Here is a 19,552-nt window from a genome sequence, read left to right on the forward strand (position 1 = left end):
AAAGCGCCCTGTTCATGAGAACGAACGGCTTCCCGCCATGGCCGGAATATAGAGCAGCTGCCCTTCGTGGACGTCATCCGGGCTTTCCAAATCGTTGGCGCGCAAAAGCTGAGAAACGGTCACCTCATATCGTTCCGCAATCTTGTCCAACGAATCCCCTTGCTGGACGATGCAAATTTTGACGGTTGTAAACTCTTCCGCTTCACTTTTGGCAAACAGCTTCGTCAAATAAAGGGCGTTTTCGCTTTTCACTTCCGCTTGTTGTTCTTCCTCGTCCTCTTCACTCACCGCTTTTTTAGCGGCCCCGATCGATACTTTCGCCTCCGTTGGCGGCAACACGGAATCAATCTTCTCTTCCCCTTCCGCGTTGACGGCTTTCGTTTCCGTCTCAAGCGGCAAAAACGGCTCTTTTACATCCTCTGTTTCATCAGACAGCGTTTCTTCATGACGCACAGCCGCTGGCTCAACGGTGGAAGGCGGCGCTTCACTGACTGCGGCGACAGGCTGTTCGCCCGCCTCACTAGCGGGTTGGTTCTCCGATGTAAACGCTTCATCGTCGGCTGCCTCTTTGCGTGCCACTGATTCAAACGGGGCAAACAGCGGCTCTTCTTCCTCATCAGCCGGCAACTCGGAAGCGAGCGGCGCGTCGCTGATGCCGCTGATGGAAATATCGGCGGTCACCACCAACCGGCCATTGTCGCCCAACTCATAGTCAAACGATTCGACCGTCACGTACACGTCATCAAGCGAGCGAATCCGGTTTTTCGGAATCGTGATATCAATAGGGAATCGGTGCGACAGTTCGCTGATGCCGTCGTCGCGCACCGCGATGTGCTGAATGAACCGATAGCTCGCCAAATCAAACGCGTCCTCTTCCTCGGCAGCAGCTAGTTTCGGCTGCGCTGAGCGGAACTCCCCGCTTAACTCAAGCGCGCCGCGAATCGTGATATATTGATCATACTCCTCAACGGAAATGACCGGATCGAGAGAAATGGACAAAAACTCAGCGACTTCCTGTCCGCTTTGAAACCAGACCGATTCTTCGAGCGAAAAACGCAAATACGACTGCTCCAACCGGGCCTCCTCCTTCCGTCCCTTCGCCAAATGGTTTCTATGACAGTATCCATTGTATGAGCGAAAAAAGGACAGTATGATAAAAAAATCGGGCTGACCCAACAGGTTGTCTGCCTTTAAAATCGGCACCACCGATCACGGCAGAAGCAGCCAGCACGTCTATGCAGCAACGAAAGAGGGTATCCCGCTTTTGGGACACCCTCGTTTCGCTCAGCCGCGCAGGCGGGTAAACACCCGTTCGGCAGCGGCGATCGTATATTCAATGTCTTCATCGCTATGCGCCGTCGACAAAAACAGCCCTTCAAATTGCGACGGCGGCAAGAAAACGCCTTCGTTCGCCATTTCCCGATAATAGGCGGCAAACAGCTCCAAGTCGGACGTTTTCGCTATCTCGTAGTTGACCACCGGCTCGTTGGTGAAGAAAAAGCCAATCATCGATCCAGCGCGGTTGATCGTGTGCGGAATGCCGTACTTTTCCGCCGCCTGATGAAGACCGTCGGCAAGGCGAGCCGCCTTGCGACCAAGCTCTTCGTACACTTCCGGCGTCAATTGCCGAAGCGTTTCGTAACCGGCCGTCATGGCGAGCGGGTTGCCGGACAGCGTGCCCGCTTGATAGACCGGCCCGCTCGGGGCGACAAACTCCATGATCTCCGCTTTGCCGCCGTACGCTCCGACCGGCAGGCCGCCGCCGATCACTTTGCCAAGGCACGTCAAATCCGGCTCCACGCCGTAATATCCTTGCGCGCAATGATAGTCGACGCGGAACCCGGTCATGACCTCATCGAAAATCAACAAAGCGCCGTATTGTTTCGTCACCTCGCGCAGCCCTTCCAAAAAGCCGGGAACGGGCGGCACGACTCCCATGTTGCCGGCGACCGGCTCGACGATCACCGCCGCAATGTCTTCGCCAAACCGCCTAAACGCATAGCGGACGCTGTCCAAATCGTTGTACGGCACCGTGATCGTATGCTGGGCGACCGCCTCCGGCACGCCCGGGCTGTCCGGCAAGCCGAGCGTCGCCACGCCGGAGCCGGCTTTAATGAGCAGCGAATCGCCATGGCCATGATAGCTGCCCTCAAATTTAAGGATTTTGTTGCGTTTCGTATAGCCGCGCGCCAAACGCAAAGCGCTCATCGTCGCCTCGGTGCCGGAGTTGACCATGCGCACGACCTCGACGGACGGCACCCGCTCGATGACGAGCTTGGCGAGCTCATTTTCAAGCAGCGTCGGGGCGCCGAAGCTCGTTCCTTGCTCCGCCACCCGCTTCAACGCCTCAACGACGTGCGGATGGGCATGTCCTAAAATGAGCGGACCCCACGACAGCACATAATCGATATATTCATTGCCGTCAATATCGTAAATTTTCGAGCCTTGGCCGCGCGCCATAAAAATCGGCGTCATCCCAACCGACTTGAAGGCGCGCACCGGGCTGTTCACTCCGCCCGGCATCAGCCGCACCGCTTCTTCATAAGCCGCTTTTGAACGATCATAGCTGCGCACGATTCCGCCCCCTTTCTATTCGGCAAGCCAACGGGCTACATCTTTCGCAAAATACGTAATGATCAGATCAGCGCCCGCCCGCTTCATTCCAGTCAGCATTTCCATCACGACCGCCTTTTCGTCAATCCAGCCGTTTTGCGCCGCCGCTTTGATCATCGAATATTCGCCGCTCACATTATAGGCGACAAGCGGCAGCGGGAACCGGTTTTTAATGTCGCGGATGATGTCCATGTAGGCGAGCGCCGGCTTCACCATCAAGAAATCAGCGCCTTCTTTGACATCCGACTCCGCTTCCCGAAACGCCTCGAGGCGGTTGGCCGGATCCATTTGGTACGTTTTCCGGTCCCCGAATTGCGGCGCGCTGTCCGCGGCTTCGCGGAACGGGCCGTAAAACGCCGACGCGTATTTGATCGCGTACGACATGATCGGCACGTTCACAAACCCGGCTTCGTCAAGCCCGCGGCGAATGGCGGCGACAAATCCGTCCATCATGTTCGACGGGGCGATGATATCAGCGCCCGCCTGCGCTTGGCTGACCGCCGTCTTGGCGAGCAGCTCAAGCGACGGGTCGTTCAGCACTTGATCGTTTTCCACGACGCCGCAATGGCCGTGGCTCGTATACTCGCACAAACACGTATCGGCGATCACGACCATTTCCGGATGCTGCGCTTTGATTTGGCGAATCGCCCGCTGAACGATTCCGGTTTCACAGTACGCCTGCGAACCGACCTCGTCTTTTTCATTGGGCACGCCAAACACCATCACCGCCCGAATGCCAAGCTTGGCGATGTCATCGATTTCTTCTGGCAGACGATCGAGCGATAAATGGTACACCCCCGGCATCGACGACACTTCGCGGCGAATGCCGCTCCCTTCCACGACAAACAGTGGGTAGATGAAATCATCAACATGAAGATGCGTCTCCCGCACCATCGCCCGAATGGCGGCTGTTTGCCGCAGACGGCGATGGCGGTCAAACGGTAATGTCATGCGCGTCCCCTCCATGGAAAAATATTGTTCCATCGCTCTGATTATACCATCGGCCGTGTAATCAGTGGGACAAATCTGGACGGCGATTCCTTGCCGCTCCGCCGCGTCTTTCGTCACCGGCCCGATGCAGGCGACGGCCGTGCCGGAAAGAAGGAGGGCGGCTTCGCGGCCGAGCAGGCGGACGAGGCTGGTGACCGCTGATGGACTCATCAATGTCACGACATCGACCTTGCGCGCGCGAAGCAGCGACAAGAGCCGCTCTCGTCCGCTCGCATCTAGCACCGTCTCATACACCGTCAACTCCTCGACGATCGCGCCGGCTTCCCGCAGCATGGCCGGCAGCACAGGACGCGCCAAATCCCCCTTGACAAACAGCACCCGCGCTCCAGGGCGCAGGCGTCCAGCGAGCAACACGGCGAGCCGCTCGGCGGTGAAATCATCCGGCACGAGCGCCGGCGCCACCCCGTACTCCGCGAGCGCCGCCGCCGTTTTCCGGCCGACGGCGGCGACGTTCGGCAGCGGCTGCAACGGCGAAACATAGGAAAAAAAGCAGCGGACCGCATTCGCGCTCGTAAACACAAGCCAGTCATAGTCCCCAAGCCGCGTGGCCAGCGCCGCCAGCGCATCCGGCCTCGCCGCCTCACGGATGGCAATGAGCGGAATCTCGACCGGGATGGCGCCGGCTTCCCGCAGCTTCGCGGAAAACGGCGCCGCCTGGTCCTTCGCGCGCGTCACCAGCACGGTCTTGCCGACAAGCGCGCCCATCAGCCTTCCAGCCCCTTTTTCACCCGTTCGATCAGCTCCTTCGCCCCTTGGCGGCTCAACAGATCGGCCGCCTGCCGGCCGACCGCTTCCGGATCGGCGCCGGCGACAATTTCTTTATACACTTCTTTGCCGTCCGGGGCGGCGACCAAGGCGGTCAGGCGCACCATGCCGCCATCCGTTTCGGCATAGCCGGCAATCGGTACTTGACAGCCCCCTTCCATCTGCTGCAAAAAGGCGCGTTCCGCCCTGACCGCCCGCTCCGTCTCTTCATCGTTCAGACGGCTCAACCACTCGCGCAGCTCGCGATCATCGGCGCGGCACTCGACGGCAAGCGCCCCTTGACCGACCGCCGGCACGCATACATCGAGCGGCAAATAGTCGCTGATGACCTCAGCGCTCCAGCCCATGCGCGCCAAACCGGCGGCCGCTAACACGATCGCATCGTAATCTTCGTTCTCAAGCTTCGCCAATCTCGTATCGATGTTGCCGCGAATCCATTTGATCGTCACATCCGGGCGGTAGGCGAGCAGCTGAGCGGAACGGCGCAGACTGCTCGTGCCGATCACCGCTCCGGCCGGCAGCTCCGCCAACGTCCGCTTTCCTTTGCTGACGAGCACATCGCGCGCGTCTTCGCGGCGCGGCACCGCCCCGATGACCAACCGATCCGGCAGCACCGCCGGCATATCTTTCATGCTGTGGACGGCCATATCAATGCCGCCAACGAGCAACTCATGCTCGATCTCTTTCACAAACAGCCCCTTGCCGCCCACTTTGGAAAGGGTGACATCGAGCACGCGGTCCCCTTTCGTGACGATTTCTTTCACCTCGAACGTAAACGGCGCCCCGAGCCGCTTCAATTCGTTGATGACCCAATTCGTCTGGGTCAACGCCAGCTTGCTGCGCCGCGAGCCAACGACAATGTTCCGCATCTCGTTCCTCCTCAATCATGAGTACCAAAAATGAAATTTTGACAAACTGCCAAACAAGAAAAAGTTAACGAGCAAAAACAAAAACGAGCCGATGTTCCATAGCGCGATCGTCTTGCCTTGCATCTGCCGAACCACTCGTTTGTAAAAATAGATGGCATAAACGAGCAGAACGACAAACGAGCCGAGCACCTTCGCGTCATACCAATGAAAATGGTCGATTTGGATATACGCCCAAATGACGCCAAGGATCAATCCTAATAACAACATAGGCAAACCGAGCAAGTTTAAAACATACGACCAAAAATCGAGCCGGGACAAATCGGCCATCCGCCAAAGCCGCGCCCCCCACTTTTTCTTTTTCAACAAGCTGTATTGCAGCATATACAGCACGGAAAACAGAAACGACAACGTAAACGCCGCGTAAGCTCCAAGAGCGAGCGTAATATGAATGATCAGTAGTTCGGAAACGAGCCGCTCCACCACCGCGGGCGACTGCGAGGACGGCGCAAACGTATGGATAGCCAAAATGAAAAACGCGAGCACATTGGTAAAGAACACGATAAAATCAACGCGCAGCAGCCGATTGATGACGAGCGACAGCGTGATGAGCAGCCAAGCGTAAAAATAAAGACCTTCCGACATCGTCAAAATCGGAAAGCGCTTCGTCTCGATGATGCGGAAGGCAAACGTCAAGGTTTGCAAAAACCATACAACAGAAAGCAACCAGAAGGCGGTTTCGTTCGCCTTCCGGTTTTGCTGCAAAAAATCGATGAAGTATAGAAGAATCGATACAATATAAAGCAAAATGGACAATTCATAGACAAGCGGCACGATGAATCCCACCTTACAGCTGCCATGACGGACGGGCGGCGCGGGCCGCATCGGCATCCTGCTCATCGCGCCGTTCGGCGTTCGCCTGCTGCATGTGATGACGCTCGGCGTTCACCATGTCCTCGATGTTAAAAATTTTCGCAAACAGCTGGAGCGCTTCGTCGGCGTTCGGTCCAGCGGCGAGTTCCTTCGCCTGCAAAATCGGGTCGCGCAACAACTGATTGACGATGCTTTTCGTATGCTTGTTCAACACTTTCCAGTCGCGCTCCGACAAATGCGGCAGCTTCCGCTCTAAACTTTTCATCGTTTCTGCCTGAATGGCGAGCGCTTTCTCGCGCAAAGCGGCAATCACGGGCACGACGCCAAGCGTTTGCATCCATTGGCCAAACGCCGCGAGTTCCGCTTCGATCATCGTTTCGATGCGGGCGGCCGCTTTCTGCCGCTCCGCCACGTTCGCCGCGACGACGTCTTGCAAATCGTCGATGTCGTACAAAAAGACCGTCTCAAGCTCGGCCAATGCCGGATCCAAATCGCGAGGCACGGCGATGTCGATCATCAAGAGCGGCCGGCCTTTGCGCATTTTCTCGAGCGGCGCCATCATCTCTTTGGTCAACAGATAGCCTTTGGCCCCTGTGGAGCTGATGACAATATCGGCTTCAAGGAGCGCACACGACAGTTCGCCGAGCGGCTTCGCCTCGCCGGCCAATTGTTCGGCGAGCTGCTTCGCTTTTTCCAACGTCCGATTGACGACCGTCACTTTGCCGACGCCGCTGCCGTGCAAGTTTTGCGCCGCCAACGTCCCCATTTTGCCAGCGCCGATAATGAGCACATGCTGATGGGCAAGGCGGCCAAAAATTTTCTTGGCCAGCTCGACCGCCGCATAGCTAACCGACACAGCATGGGCGCCGATGCCGGTTTCCGAATGAGCGCGTTTGGCAAACGTCACCGCCTGCTTAAACAAGTGGTTGAAAATCGTTCCGGTCGTGCCCCGCTCTTGAGCCAGCAAATAGCTCGTCTTCACTTGTCCTAAAATTTGCGTCTCCCCAAGCACCATCGAATCGAGTCCGGCGGCGACGCGAAATAAATGCCGGATCGCCGCTTCCCCTTCCAACGTGCGCAAATACGGGGCGATCGCCGCCACTTCGATGTCGAACCAGTCGGCTAAAAACGATTTTATATAGTAGCGGCCGGTATGCAGTTGATCAACGACCGCGTAAATTTCCGTCCGGTTGCACGTCGAAACGATGACGTTTTCAAGCACGCTCTTTTGGTTGGCGAGCTGCGCCATCGCTTCGCCGAGCTCTGCCTCGCTAAACGCCAACGTTTCGCGAATTTCTACAGGGGCGGTCTTGTAGTTGACGCTAACAGCCAAAATTTGCACGATGCCATCTCCCCTTACAGATGCGTTCCTTTCATCATTATACCACAACTGTCCATCGTTCCGTTTGAAAAAATTGTGAACATGGTAGCCAAGCTAGCGGATTTGATCCATAATGGAATCGACCGCTTTCGCAAAAATTGTGAACATGGCGGCCAAGCTATGCTAAACTGTAAACAGTTCTTCTGCTCTCAGCAGGTGCAAAAAAGAAGAAACGGGGGCGCAGCGATGAAAAACAAAACAGCATTTTCCGGCATCTTGTTCATCGGCCTCGGGCTGTATTTTCTCGCCGGGCAGCTCGAGGTGCCAGTGTTGCGGTTGTTTCAAGGCTGGCCAGCATTGCTTGCCATTTGCGGCGCATCGTTGCTCGGCCAAGCGTATTCGGCGCGCGAGCATCAGTTTATTTTTCCCGGTTTCCTGTTACTAGGCTTCGGCCTCGAATTAATGCTCGCCGCCGCGTTTCCATCGTGGCCCCGCGGCGTCAACGTCTTTTTTTTGATCATGGCCATCGCTTTTTTCGCCAGCGGCCGCAAACAAAAAAGCGGGGCTGGCTTCGGCGCGCTGTTTTTGCTTCTTTTCGCCATAGCGACGTTTTCCGGGCGCGGCCAGCCGCTGTTTTCCCTTGTCCAAGCCGGCTTGTCTTCCTTCTTATCGTTTTGGCCGCTCGGGCTGGTCGCCGTCGGCGTGTATTTGTTGTGGGCAAGGCGAAAATAGCGGGGCGGCGAGGCCTAACCGGAAACAAACGGCAAAAGCGCCGCCCACGCCTCCTCTTTCCCTTGGCCGGTCTCGGCGGAAAACAAAAGAAGCGGGTCGCCGTCAGCCATCCGCAACGTCTCGCGCGCGATGTTCGCGTGTTTTTGCTGTTTGCCGCGCGGCACTTTATCCGCTTTCGTCGCGACGACGATCACCGGGATCCCGTAATGCTTCAAAAACTCGTACATCATGATATCGTCTTTCGTCGGCGGATGGCGCAAATCGACAAGAAGGACGGCGGCCCGGAGCTCCTTGCGCTTCGTAAAGTACGTCTCCATCATTTTCCCCCATTTTTGCCGCTCCTGCTTCGAGACGCGGGCAAAGCCGTAGCCAGGGACATCGACAAAATAAAACGAGTCATTAATCAAGTAAAAGTTCAACGTTTGCGTTTTTCCCGGCTTGGAGGACGTTCGCGCCAAGTTTTTCCGGTTGATCATTTTGTTGATAAACGACGATTTGCCGACGTTTGAGCGGCCGGCGAGCGCCACTTCCGGCCGCCCGCCGTCCGGATATTGCTCCGGTCTGACCGCGCTGATGATGAGTTCCGCTTTCGTGACGTTCATGGCTTCCATCCCACCAATGCGTGCGGCAGCACTTCATCAAGATGAGAGACGAGCACAAAATGGAGATCGCGCTTCACGGTGTCGGGAATATCGGCTAAATCTTTTTCATTGTCCTTCGGCAAAATGACCGTTTTCAGCCCGGCGCGATGGGCGCTTAACGTTTTCTCTTTCAGGCCGCCGATCGGAAGCACGCGGCCGCGCAGCGTAATTTCCCCGGTCATGCCGACGAAGCGGTTCACCGGTTTGCCGGTCAAGGCAGAAATGAGCGCCGTCGCGATCGTGATGCCGGCGGACGGGCCGTCTTTTGGCACCGCGCCTTCCGGAACATGGATATGGATATCGTGCGTTTCGTGAAACGTCGGATCAATGCCGAGCTCCTCGGCGCGCGAACGCACATAGCTGAACGCCGCCTGCGCCGACTCTTTCATCACATCGCCGAGCTTCCCGGTTAACACGAGCTTGCCGCTTCCTTTGGCCAGCGACACTTCGATCGCGAGCGTATCGCCACCAAACGCCGTGTAGGCGAGCCCGGTCGCCACGCCGACTTGGTCTTTCGCTTCGGCCTGGCCGTAGCGGTATTTCCGTTTCCCTAAAAACTCCTCGATATTGGTTTCCGTGATCACAACCCGCTTTTTCGCCCCGGAAACGATCAGACGGGCCGCTTTCCGGCAAATGGCGGCCAGCTGCCGCTCCAGCTCCCGCACGCCGGCTTCGCGCGTGTAATGACGAATGATCGTCAGCATGGCCTCGTCACGAATTTGGAGCGCCGCCTTTTTCAAGCCGTGCGCAGCGAGCTGCTTCGGCAACAAATGCCGCTTGGCGATGTGCAGCTTTTCCACTTCCGTATAACCAGGAATGTGGATGACTTCCATCCGGTCCAACAGCGGCTGCGGAATGGTGGCCAAATGGTTGGCGGTGGCGATAAACATGACTTTCGATAGATCGTACGGTTCTTCAATGTAATGATCGCTGAACGTATGGTTTTGCTCCGGATCAAGCACTTCCAACATGGCGGCTGACGGATCACCGCGAAAATCGCTTGACATTTTGTCGATTTCATCAAGCAAAAAGACCGGATTGATCGTGCCGGCTTTTTTCATTCCTTGAATGATGCGGCCCGGCATCGCCCCGACGTAGGTGCGGCGATGGCCGCGAATTTCCGATTCGTCGCGGACGCCGCCAAGCGAAACGCGCACAAAACGGCGGCCGAGCGCTTTGGCGATCGAACGGGCGAGCGATGTTTTCCCGACCCCCGGCGGCCCGGCGAGGCAAAGGATCGGGCCTTTGAGCGACTGGGTGAGCTGTTTGACCGATAAAAATTCGAGCACCCGCTCTTTCACTTGCTCGAGCCCGTAGTGCTCTTCATGCAAGATGGCCTCGGCTCGTTTGATGTCATGAATGTCTTCGGTCTCTTTCGACCACGGCAAGGCGATGAGCCAGTCGAGATAGTTGCGGATGACCGCGCTCTCTGCCGAAGTCGTCGGAATTTTTTCGTAGCGGTCCAGCTCTTTGAGCGCGGTTTCTTTCACATGCTCCGGCATGCCGGCCGCCTCGATTTTTTCTTTCAGCTCCTCGACCTCGCCTGTCTTCCCTTCTTTTTCCCCGAGCTCTTTTTGAATCGCCTTCATTTGTTCGCGCAAATAATATTCTTTTTGTGTCCGCTCCATCGATTGTTTGACGCGGGCGCTGATTTTTTTCTCAAGCTGAAGCACTTCTTTTTCATTGTGTAAAATTTGAATGATTCGATTGAGGCGCTCTTTGACATCGATCGTTTCCAAAATGCGCTGTTTTTCCTCCAGTTTCAGCGGCAAATGCGAAGCGATGATATCGGCCATCCGCCCCGGTTCATCGATGTCGGCGATCGAGGCGTAAATGTCGACCGACAGCCGCTTGGACAAGTTTATGTATTGCTCAAAATACTCGAGCATCGTCCGTTTGAGCGCCTCATCCTCCAAATCTTTCGCCGCCCGATCGGCAAACTTTTCGACTTTGACGGAAAAGTACGGCTCTTCGCTCACCACCTCAGTGATCAGCGCCCGGGCGACGCCTTCGACAAGCACGCGAAACGTGCCGTTCGGCAGTTTCAACAGCTGCTTGACGCGGGCGATCGTCCCCATTTTATATAAATCATCCATGTCCGGTTCGTCGACGGCCACGTCTTTTTGCGACGCCAGCAAAATCATATGGTCTTCGACCATCGCTTGCTCGAGCGCTTTCACCGACTTCTCGCGCCCAACGTCCAGATGAAGAACCATCGTCGGAAACACAAGCAACCCCCGCAACGGCAAAAGCGGGATGGCCGCCTCCTTTTTCTTTCCGTTCACGCCGAACACCTCCACATCTCACTTCTATTCGTTTATTGTATAGTACGACGGCCGGGTTTGTAAAATTTGATGAACGTTTTGCTCCTTCGGTTTGTTTTCGAGGTCAGCTATATACACCGGGTTTGTAAAATTTGATGAACGTTTTGCCGGCAAAGAAAAGCCGACTTCGGCCGCGATCCGCTCGCGCCGAAGCCGGGCAGGAGGAAAGAGCGAAGCAGGCCTTCCGCCGCTGGCCCGCTTTCCTTCGCGCCCGCGGTCCGTTTCCTTCGCCTCGCGACATCAAACGAGCTTTTTCTCGGATCGGTCGAGCGCCGCCGGCAGCAACGCCGGTCCGCGGCGCAGCGCCTCTTCGCCGAAAACGTGGACGAGCGCTTCCTCCAAGCGGCGAACGGCAATGAGGTGGATGCCGTCGATTTCCGCTAACAACGATTGCCGGTTTTCTAGGGGAATGATCACTTTCTTCGCTCCTGCCTGTTTCGCCGCTTTCACTTTGGCAAAGACGCCGCCCACCGGCTTCACAAAGCCGCGAATGCTGATTTCTCCGGTCATGGCGACGGTATGATCGACCGGCAATTGGTAAATGGCAGAATATATACCAACGGCGATCGCCAATCCGGCCGAAGGGCCGTCAACCGGCACGCCGCCCGGAAAATTGACGTGAATGTCGTAACGATCCGCCGGCACGCCCATCGCCCGCAGCACGGTGATCACGTTTTCCGCCGAACCGCGCGCCATACTTTTGCGGCGCACCGATTTTTCCGCGCTGCCGATGCTTTCTTCCTCGACAATGCCGGTGACGTTGACCGATCCTTTTCCTTTTGCCGGCAAGGCGGTCACTTCAATCTCGAGAAGCGCGCCGGTGTTTGGGCCATACACCGCCAAGCCGTTCACCACACCGACGGCCGGAGCGGACGCAATTTTCTTTTCGTAGCGCGGCGCCATTTGGCTCGCTTGGATCACCCATTCAATGTCTTTGTCTACAATGTGGTCGCGGTTCTCGGTGATCGCTAGCCCGGCGGCAATTTGCATCATGTTGACGGCTTCCCGGCCGTTGCGGGCGTAGGCGGCTAAAAGACGAATGCCGCTTTCCGACACGTTCAAGCGAATTTTTTCTGCCGCTTTTTTCGCGATCAGAGCGATCTCGTCTTGATCGAGTTCGCGGAAAAACACTTCCAAACAGCGGGAGCGAATGGCCGGAGGAATTTCGTTCGGCGTGCGCGTCGTCGCCCCGACGAGGCGGAAGTCGGCCGGCAGCCCATTTTGAAAAATGTCGTGAATGTGGCTTGGGATTTGCGGATTTTCTTTGCTGTAATAGGCGCTCTCAAAAAACACTTTCCGGTCTTCCAGCACTTTGAGTAGCTTGTTCATTTGAATCGGATGAAGCTCGCCGATCTCGTCGATGAACAATACGCCGCCGTGGGCGTTCGTCACCGCCCCTTGCTTTGGCTGGGGGATGCCGGCTTGCCCCATCGCCCCGGCCCCTTGATAGATCGGGTCGTGCACCGAGCCGATGAGCGGGTCAGCGATGCCGCGCTCGTCAAAGCGCGCCGTCGTCGCGTCAAGCTCCACGAACACCGCATTTTTCTTAAACGGGGAGAGCGGATTTTTTTTCGCTTCCTCAAGCACAAGACGAGCCGCCGCTGTCTTGCCGACGCCAGGGGGACCGTAAATGATGACATGCTGCGGGTTTGGCCCGCATAAAGCCGCCTTTAACGCCTTGATGCCATCTTCTTGGCCGACGATGTCATCAAAACGTTTCGGCCGCACTTTTTCTGCCAGCGGCTCGGTGAGCGAAATCGAACGCAGCTTGCGGAGCTGTTCCATCTCTTTGCGCGACTCTTTGTCAATCGAAACTTTTTGCACACGCTGTCCTTTGAGCAAATTCCAAAAATAAAGGCCGATGATGACCCCGAAAAACAGCTGAATAAGAAGCACGATGTTCGTCCAGTCCATGCCCCGATATCCTCCTGCCTCTAATAGTATGTCGTATGATAGTATCTCCGGGAACGGACGGGAATAAACAAAAAAGCGCCGGCCGGCGCCCAGGGCATGGGGGCAAAAAAAGAAACCGCCGGAAAAAGGCGGTTTCTCCATCAAGCGGATGTTTTTCGTTCTTGCTCGATGACGGTGCCGTCATGGCGGATGAGCGTCGGCGGTTTCGTGCCGCGCACCGTGTCAACGGTGATGATGCATTTTTGCACGTCTTCGCGCGACGGCAACTCAAACATCACATCGAGCATAATCCCTTCGATGATCGAGCGCAGACCGCGCGCCCCCGTTTTCCGCTCAATCGCTTTTTTCGCGATTTCGCGGAGCGCCGCTTCCTCAAACTCGAGCTCTACGCCATCAAGTTCCAGCATTTTTTGGTATTGCTTGACAATGGCGTTTTTCGGTTTCGTCAAAATGTCAATCAGCGCTTGTTCATCGAGCGGCTCGAGCGTCGTAATGACCGGCAGGCGGCCGATGAACTCCGGAATGAGCCCAAACTTGAGCAAGTCTTCCGGCAGCACTTTCGACAACAAGTTTTTCTCATCGACGTCAGCCTGGTTCATTTCCGCGCCAAACCCGATCACTTTTTTGCCGAGGCGGCGCTTGATGATCGGCTCGATGCCGTCAAACGCTCCGCCGCAAATGAACAAAATGTTCGTCGTGTCGATTTGGATGAACTCTTGATGCGGATGTTTCCGGCCGCCCTGCGGCGGAACGCTGGCGATCGTGCCTTCTAAAATTTTCAACAGCGCCTGCTGCACCCCTTCGCCCGAAACGTCGCGAGTGATGGAAGGGTTTTCTGATTTGCGGGCGATTTTATCGATTTCGTCGATGTAAATAATGCCTTTTTCGGCCCGTTCGACGTCGTAGTCAGCCGCTTGGATGAGTTTTAACAAAATGTTTTCGACGTCCTCGCCAACGTAGCCCGCTTCCGTGAGCGACGTCGCGTCAGCGATGGCAAACGGCACGTTCAAAATGCGCGCCAACGTTTGTGCCAACAGCGTTTTCCCGCTCCCGGTCGGCCCGATCATCAAAATGTTGCTTTTCGACAGCTCGACATCGTCGATTTTGCTGCCGGAATTGATGCGTTTGTAATGGTTGTAGACGGCGACGGCGAGCGATTTTTTCGCTTCGTCTTGCCCGATGACGTATTCATCTAAAATTTCCCGGATTTCCAGCGGTTTTGGCACATCTTTAAACTCAAATTCTTCCTCGTTGCCGAGCTCCTCTTCGACGATTTCCGTGCATAGCTCGATGCACTCATCGCAAATGTAAACGCCCGGACCGGCGACCAGCTTGCGCACTTGGTCTTGCGTTTTGCCGCAAAACGAGCATTTTAACTGCCCTTTTTCATCATTAAATTTAAACATGTGATTCACCCCTTGCTAACGAAATCGCGCCTGCGTATGTATCTATTTCCGCTGCTCTTTGATGTCCAAAGCGTATGTATCCGCTATTTTACCATAAGTGTTTGCGAAAAAGCGAATGAAAAAACTGCAATCCGTTAGAAAAGTTTGAAAATTGCCATTCAGACGCTATGCAGGAGATAAAGAACAAGGCACGAACGTCTCGCGCCTTGTTCTTTGCTTACCACTATTATTATGCCGCAACCTTGCTGTGCTCCACAAGAAAATCGACCGTTTTCCGCCATTTTAAGTCTTCTTTGACGCCATCGAGACTACCGAGCAGCTCTTTTAACTTGTCAACGCTTAAGTTGTACGCTTCCGCCATTTTGTTGAGCTCCTCGTTCACCTCTTCGTCGGTCACGTCGATGTTTTCCGCCTTGGCGATCGCCTCAAGCGTCAGCGCCGCGCGCACCCGTTTTTCAGCGTCTTCTTTCATTTGTTCCCGCAGCGCCGCCTCGTCTTGGCCGGAGAATTGATAATACAGCTGCAAGTTCAGCCCTTGCATTTGCAGGCGCTGATCAAATTCGCGAAGCATTCGGTCCGTTTCGTTTTTGATCATGACTTCGGGAACATCGATTTCGGCATTGGCCGCCGCTTTTTCGACGACCGCGTTGCGCAGCGCGGTTTCCGCTTCATTCTTTTTCGCTTCTTCGAGCCGGGCGCGGATTTTCGCCTTCAGTTCGTCGAGCGTTTCCACTTCGTCATCGACGTCTTTAGCGAACTCATCATCCAACGCCGGCAGCTGTTTCGCTTTCACTTCGTGCACGTTCACTTTGAACGTCGCCGGTTTGCCGGCCAGCTGTTCCGCATGATACTCTTCCGGGAACGTCACTTGAATTTCTTTTTCCTCGCCTGCTTTCATGCCGATGAGCTGCTCTTCAAATCCAGGAATGAACGTGCCTGAGCCGATTTCTAAGGAATAGTTTTCCGCCTTGCCGCCTTCAAACGGCTCGCCATCGACAAATCCTTCAAAGTCGATCACAACTGTATCGCCGTTTTCCACGGTCCCATCTTCTTTGACGACCAGTTCGGCATAGTTTTCTTGCAGACGTTTCAGCTCATTGTCGACATCTTCATCCGTGACCGTTGCATCGATGGTTTCGATTTCAAGCCCTTTGTATTGACCGAGCTTCACTTCCGGTTTGACGGTCACTTTCGCTTTAAAAATCAAACTTTTGCCTTTTTCCATTTGCTCGATGTCGATTTCCGGCAAGGATACCGGTTCAATGCCCGCTTCTTCGACCGCTTTCGCATACGCTTCCGGAAGCAAAATGTCGAGCGCGTCTTGGTAAAGCGCCTCGACGCCAAACCGCTTTTCGAACAGAACGCGCGGCACTTTTCCTTTGCGGAAGCCCGGAAGCGTAATATTTTTCACCACTTTTTTAAACGCGGCGTCTAAGCCTTTGTTTACTTGCTCGGCATCGACCTCGACGGTCAGCACCCCTTCATGGCCTTCAAGCTTTTCCCATTTGACAGACATACTGTTCCCTCCACCTCAAATCGTTGCTTGGGATCATGGTGCAATTCGGTTGCCCATTATCCTCTTATGTTGTCACCGTATGTAGCCTTGTTATGCGAAAACAGATACATAGCACAGCCATTATATTATAACATACGAACGCCATGTTTCAACATTGAACCGACCGTTACAGAAAGGAAAGTTTCTCTATTTCGTGCAGTTGTCTGCAAAGCTTCGCCATTTCTTCCGCTTCGACGCCATAGCGAGCGGCCAACGCCGCCGCATCGGCATCAAAGCCTTGAAACCGGCGCGCCAGAAAATGAAGGGCGGCGAGCCACAGGTCGGCGTCTTCCGGCTCCGGAGGAAACGGATAGAGGATGTACGCGTAGCGAAGCCAAATTTCCGCCGCTGTCTCATACAAGCTCGGACTTTCCGGAGCGAGCTGTTGTTCAAGCCGGCTGAGCAGCGCGGACGCGAACGCCGTCTCCGTCTGTTCGTCCAATGCGGCGGGAACGACCTCCAGGCGGCGGCCTAATTTTTCCACTGTCACCGGTTCATGAATTCGCTTTTCTGTCAACAAGCGAAGGAGCATCGTTTTGGCCATCGGGCTTTTCTCGGCCGCGCCCAAATATTGCTTGAGCAGCGGAAGAACCGGGGTGATATCTTCTTTTTCCAGCTGCTTGATGATGTGCAGCTGTTCGGCAATGTCGCCGGACTCGAGCAGCCGTGTCACCTGTTTCCATTCTGCGGACGGAAGCGCACGAGCGTTCATTTTTTCGCTAAACCGAAGCAGGTGGTGAAGCTGTTCGCGCACCGGTGCGGAAAGCGGAAAGCGGCGCAAGGCGGTGCGGATCGCGTCCTCCGCCTCGCGGTATCGGTTCGTCTGCAGCAAAACCGCCACATACATTTGCAGCAGCTCACTGTTGCCCGGCTGTTCATCAAGCAACGCAGCCAAGCGCCATTGCGCCTCATCGTACTCCCCGAGCTCATAGCAACAAACCGCCAAGGCGAGCCGAACAGGAACGCTCGCATCGCCAAGCTCTTCGGCAGCGCGCAAAAAGCGGAGCGCCTCGTTGTACCGCTTGGCCTCCAGGGCGGCAAACGCCTTTTCCACGAGCCGTTCTTTCGTCTGTGGAAACAAAATGATTTTTCCTTTCGGTTTGTCCATCTTCGCCCGCTCCTCACTGACATTTACTATCAGTGTAGCAAGTTTCCCGCGGCGGCACAAGCGCAGCTGCCGCCGCGGAGGCTGATGGCAAAGCGAGCGGCATGACGAACAACGGGAAAAACGCCCAACCCGGTGGGAGCGGTTCCCGCCGAGTTGGGCGCTAGGCGCTCATGGCCGCGGATGGTGCGTTTCTTCGTAAGCGGCAATATACGACTCATACAGAAACGTTAAGTCAATTTCGTCCCACCCTTTTAGAAGCAGCTGTTTTCGGTACGGATCGATGGCAAACGAGCGCGCAAACCCTTCGTCGTCAACCACTCGCTGCTCCTCAAGCGACACGGTCAATTCGTAATCAGCGCGCTCGCTTTGTTTCAACAAGTAGCGAACATCTTCCGGAGCGAGGCGGATCGGCAGCAATCCGTTTTTCAAGCAATTGTTGTAAAAAATATCGGCAAACGATGGGGCAATGATGACGCGAAATCCGTAGTCTTGCAGCGCCCACGGGGCATGTTCGCGCGACGAGCCGCAGCCGAAGTTTTCCCCGGCCACAAGAATCGTCGCCCCCGCGTTTTCCGGCCGGTTGAGCTCAAACGCTGGATTGGGCGTGCCGTCGCTCAAATAGCGCCAGTCGTAAAATAAAAACTGGCCAAATCCGGTGCGCTCAATTCGTTTTAAAAATTGTTTTGGAATGATTTGGTCCGTGTCGATGTTCGCCCGGTCGATGCCGGCCAATTTTCCGCGGTGGATCGTAAACGGCTTCATCGCTTCTTCCCTCCTGTTCGTCCCTATCGGTCTCGTCCGCTGACGTTCGCTTTCAGCAGATGGCGCGCGCCGGTTTCCCGGCAAGACAGCGAGATCGGTCCTATCCGCTCATGTTCGCGTTCAACCGCCGCCTCTTTGGCGGCGAAGGACGAGCGAACACCAGGGCGGCGGACCAACTGTCAAGTCACCCCCAACCGAGCCGTCGGCCATCGTCCCTCGTTCGCTCCCCGCCAGCGAACGGTCATCGGACCGGTTCGGCCTCTAGCTGGCGCACATCGACAAAATGTCCGTAGATGGCGGCGGCAGCGGCCATCGCCGGGCTGACGAGATGCGTGCGCGCTCCTTTTCCTTGCCGCCCTTCAAAGTTGCGGTTTGACGTGGACGCGCAATGTTCGCCTTCCGGGATGATGTCCGGGTTCATGCCCAAACAGGCGCTGCAGCCGGAGTCGCGCCATTCAAAACCGGCGTCAAGGAAAATTTGCGCCAACCCTTCCGCTTCAGCTTGTTTTTTTACTTGCTGCGATCCGGGCACCACGAGCGCCCGTACGCCTGGGGCTACTTTTTTGCCTTTGACGATGCTCGCCGCCGCACGCAAATCGCTAAGGCGCGAGTTCGTACATGAACCGATGAAGACGTGCTGCACCGGAATATCCGTAATCGGCGTGCCCGGTTTGAGCCCCATATACTCCAGCGCCCGCCGCACCGCGTTTTGCTCTGTTTGGCTTTCAAACTGCTCGGGATGCGGCACGACACCGTCGACCGCTGTGCTCATCGCCGGGTTCGTGCCCCACGTCACCATCGGGGCGATCGTCGAGGCATCGATGTCAATCGTTCGGTCGTATTCCGCCCCTTCATCGGTGGCCAGCGCCCGCCATCGCTCCACGGCCTTGTCAAACTCCTCGCCTTTTGGCGCATATTTGCGCCCGCGCAAATAGGCAAACGTCGTTTCATCCGGGCTGATGAGTCCAGCCCGGGCCCCGGCTTCGATCGACATGTTGCAAATCGTCATCCGCTCCTCCATCGACATGCGTCGGATCGCTTCGCCGGTGAATTCGATAATATAGCCGGTGCCGACGCCGACGCCATAGCGGCCGATGATGGCCAAAATGACGTCTTTCGCCGTCACCCCTTTGCCAAGGCGACCGTTGATGCGGATTTGCAGCGTTTTCGGCTTATGCTGCCAAAGCGTTTGCGTCGCCAGCACGTGTTCGACTTCGCTCGTGCCGATGCCAAACGCCAAGGCGCCAAACGCCCCATGCGTCGAGGTGTGGCTGTCGCCGCAGACGATCGTTTTTCCCGGCTGAGTCAAGCCGAGCTCGGGGCCGATGACGTGAACGATCCCTTGTTCTTCGCTGTGCAAATCGGCGAGCGGAATCCCGAATTCGCGGCAGTTGCGCTCCAAGGCGGCAATTTGGTTGCGCGCCACTTCGTCGGTGATCACAAATCGATTCACGGTCGGCACGTTATGGTCCATCGTCGCAAACGTCAAGTCCGGCCGCCGCACCGTCCGCCCTTTTTGCCGCAACCCTTCAAACGCTTGCGGCGAGGTCACTTCATGGACTAAATGCAAATCAATGTACAATAAATCCGGTTTGCCTTCCTCACGATAGACGACGTGGGCTTCCCAAATTTTATCAATGATCGTTTTCGGCTTCATTGGC

15 protein-coding genes and 1 pseudogene are annotated in these 19,552 nt (G+C 55.9%); 1 reads left to right on the forward strand and 15 read right to left on the reverse strand.

The annotated features are described in order from the left end of the window. Positions 1–12 precede the first annotated feature (12 nt). From spoVID to hemA, 7 genes and pseudogenes are all read right to left on the reverse strand, one after another. Entirely contained in the window at positions 13–1,074 is a 1,062-nt protein-coding gene (gene spoVID, locus GC56T2_RS12915) for a stage VI sporulation protein D (RefSeq protein ID WP_144975713.1), read from the reverse strand. Between the two features lie 210 nt (positions 1,075–1,284). Beyond that, positions 1,285–2,574 carry a glutamate-1-semialdehyde 2,1-aminomutase gene (gene hemL / locus GC56T2_RS12920; protein WP_144975715.1) on the reverse strand — a complete coding sequence of 430 codons (1,290 nt, stop codon included), beginning with the start codon at positions 2,572–2,574 and terminating at the stop codon, positions 1,285–1,287. 15 nt (positions 2,575–2,589) lie between these two features. Further along, positions 2,590–3,564, reverse strand: a complete 975-nt coding sequence (gene hemB / locus GC56T2_RS18175; RefSeq protein WP_172418793.1) for a porphobilinogen synthase — start codon at positions 3,562–3,564, stop codon at positions 2,590–2,592. A 51-nt stretch (positions 3,565–3,615) separates the two neighbouring features. After that, positions 3,616–4,329 (reverse strand): annotated as a pseudogene (locus tag GC56T2_RS18180) (uroporphyrinogen-III synthase); the annotation flags it as partial. Then, entirely contained in the window at positions 4,329–5,258 is a 930-nt protein-coding gene (gene hemC, locus GC56T2_RS12930; RefSeq protein WP_144975719.1) for a hydroxymethylbilane synthase, read from the reverse strand. The gene hemC and the pseudogene GC56T2_RS18180, both read right to left, overlap by 1 nt. Positions 5,259–5,273: 15 nt before the next feature. Continuing rightward, the gene (gene ccsA / locus GC56T2_RS12935) at positions 5,274–6,092 is read right to left on the reverse strand and encodes a cytochrome c biogenesis protein CcsA (RefSeq protein WP_255516149.1); all 819 of its coding nucleotides are present in this window, start codon (positions 6,090–6,092) and stop codon (positions 5,274–5,276) included. Positions 6,093–6,102: 10 nt separating this feature from the next. Further along, entirely contained in the window at positions 6,103–7,470 is a 1,368-nt protein-coding gene (hemA, locus tag GC56T2_RS12940; RefSeq protein WP_144975723.1) for a glutamyl-tRNA reductase, read from the reverse strand. A 225-nt stretch (positions 7,471–7,695) separates the two neighbouring features. Here hemA and GC56T2_RS12945 point away from each other — a divergent pair, with 225 nt between their 5' ends. Beyond that, on the forward strand, positions 7,696–8,181 hold the full coding sequence (locus GC56T2_RS12945; protein WP_144975725.1) for a LiaI-LiaF-like domain-containing protein: 486 nt from the start codon (positions 7,696–7,698) through the stop codon (positions 8,179–8,181). A 14-nt stretch (positions 8,182–8,195) separates the two neighbouring features. Here GC56T2_RS12945 and yihA read toward each other — a convergent pair whose 3' ends face one another. The 8 genes from yihA to leuC all read right to left on the reverse strand — a co-directional run bounded on the left by yihA (position 8,196) and on the right by leuC (position 19,548). After that, on the reverse strand, positions 8,196–8,783 hold the full coding sequence (gene yihA, locus GC56T2_RS12950; RefSeq protein WP_144975727.1) for a ribosome biogenesis GTP-binding protein YihA/YsxC: 588 nt from the start codon (positions 8,781–8,783) through the stop codon (positions 8,196–8,198). Further along, positions 8,780–11,107 carry an endopeptidase La gene (gene lon, locus GC56T2_RS12955; protein WP_144975729.1) on the reverse strand — a complete coding sequence of 776 codons (2,328 nt, stop codon included), beginning with the start codon at positions 11,105–11,107 and terminating at the stop codon, positions 8,780–8,782. Before lon ends, yihA begins: the two co-directional genes overlap by 4 nt. 279 nt (positions 11,108–11,386) lie before the next feature. Further along, on the reverse strand, positions 11,387–13,060 hold the full coding sequence (gene lonB, locus GC56T2_RS12960) for an ATP-dependent protease LonB (RefSeq protein ID WP_144975731.1): 1,674 nt from the start codon (positions 13,058–13,060) through the stop codon (positions 11,387–11,389). Positions 13,061–13,200: 140 nt separating this feature from the next. Next, positions 13,201–14,466, reverse strand: a complete 1,266-nt coding sequence (clpX, locus tag GC56T2_RS12965) for an ATP-dependent protease ATP-binding subunit ClpX (RefSeq protein ID WP_033844247.1) — start codon at positions 14,464–14,466, stop codon at positions 13,201–13,203. A 229-nt stretch (positions 14,467–14,695) separates the two neighbouring features. Next, positions 14,696–15,982 carry a trigger factor gene (gene tig, locus GC56T2_RS12970; RefSeq protein ID WP_033844248.1) on the reverse strand — a complete coding sequence of 429 codons (1,287 nt, stop codon included), beginning with the start codon at positions 15,980–15,982 and terminating at the stop codon, positions 14,696–14,698. A gap of 166 nt (positions 15,983–16,148) precedes the next feature. After that, on the reverse strand, positions 16,149–17,129 hold the full coding sequence (locus tag GC56T2_RS12975) for a tetratricopeptide repeat protein (protein ID WP_144975733.1): 981 nt from the start codon (positions 17,127–17,129) through the stop codon (positions 16,149–16,151). Between the two features lie 168 nt (positions 17,130–17,297). Continuing rightward, positions 17,298–17,891, reverse strand: a complete 594-nt coding sequence (leuD, locus tag GC56T2_RS12980; RefSeq protein ID WP_144975735.1) for a 3-isopropylmalate dehydratase small subunit — start codon at positions 17,889–17,891, stop codon at positions 17,298–17,300. A 241-nt stretch (positions 17,892–18,132) separates the two neighbouring features. Next, entirely contained in the window at positions 18,133–19,548 is a 1,416-nt protein-coding gene (gene leuC / locus GC56T2_RS12985) for a 3-isopropylmalate dehydratase large subunit (RefSeq protein WP_144975737.1), read from the reverse strand. Positions 19,549–19,552 lie beyond the last annotated feature (4 nt).

Source organism: Geobacillus sp. C56-T2 (assembly GCF_007829715.1).
In the GTDB taxonomy this organism is placed as follows: Bacteria; Bacillota; Bacilli; order Bacillales; family Anoxybacillaceae; genus Geobacillus; species Geobacillus icigianus.